General features: G+C 77.2%; 1 pseudogene. It reads right to left on the bottom strand.

Going from position 1 to position 789, the window contains the following annotated elements:
• A pseudogene (locus tag NWP09_RS13085) lies at positions 1-659 on the bottom strand (hypothetical protein); the annotation flags it as partial.
• Positions 660-789: the final 130 nt, after the last annotated feature.

Raw genomic sequence — 789 nt, forward strand, 5'->3', positions numbered from 1 at the left:
GCCCCCGCCGCGACGAGCGCGACGAGCGCGACGGCGAGCCCGGAGCCGAACCGGCGCGCGAGCGAGGAGAGCGCGCGGGGGGCGCGGCTGCGCCGACGCGCCTGGCGCACGACCGTGACGTAGCCCGCGATGGGCACGAGCACCACGAGGGCCGACAGCCACGGCTCGGGCATCGCGAGCGGGCCCCACAGGATGGACCAGATCGCGATGCCCGCGGGGACGAGCGCCGCGGTCTCCGCCGAGCGGGAGCGCAGGGCGACCCACACCCCCACCATGGAGCCGAGCAGCACGAGCAGGATGGGCGCCATGAGCAGCGCGTCGCTCGTGCCCACCGGCAGGCCGATCGTCAGCAGGCGGCGCCACGACAGGACGACGGCCGCGGCCGCGTCGGCGAGCGCCGGCACCCACTCGCCGCGGCCGATCCGCTGGGGCGCAGTGAGGGGCACCGCGAGCGCCGCGAGCGCCGCGATCGCCATGAGCAGCATCGACAGCGCGCTCCATCGGCGGGCCGCGCCGAGCGTGCCGATCGCGGCGCCCACGAGCAGCGACACGGCGATGGCGAGCACGAGCTGGACCGTGCCGTAGATCCACCACATCGGCACGCACGCCGCCCCGATCGCGAGCAGCAGGACCCCGGCGGAGGGTGCGCGGCGGATCATGTCCGCCCCGCGTCGCCGATGCCGCGCGAGAGGTCCTCGATCGCCCCGACCGTGACGACGTCGGCATCGCCGAGCCGCGAGCGCGCGGGCACAGCGCCCACCGCGGCGCGCACGACGACCGAGACGACGC

The sequence above is a fragment of the Agrococcus sp. HG114 genome (assembly GCF_024723325.1).
Taxonomy (GTDB): domain Bacteria; phylum Actinomycetota; class Actinomycetes; order Actinomycetales; family Microbacteriaceae; genus Agrococcus.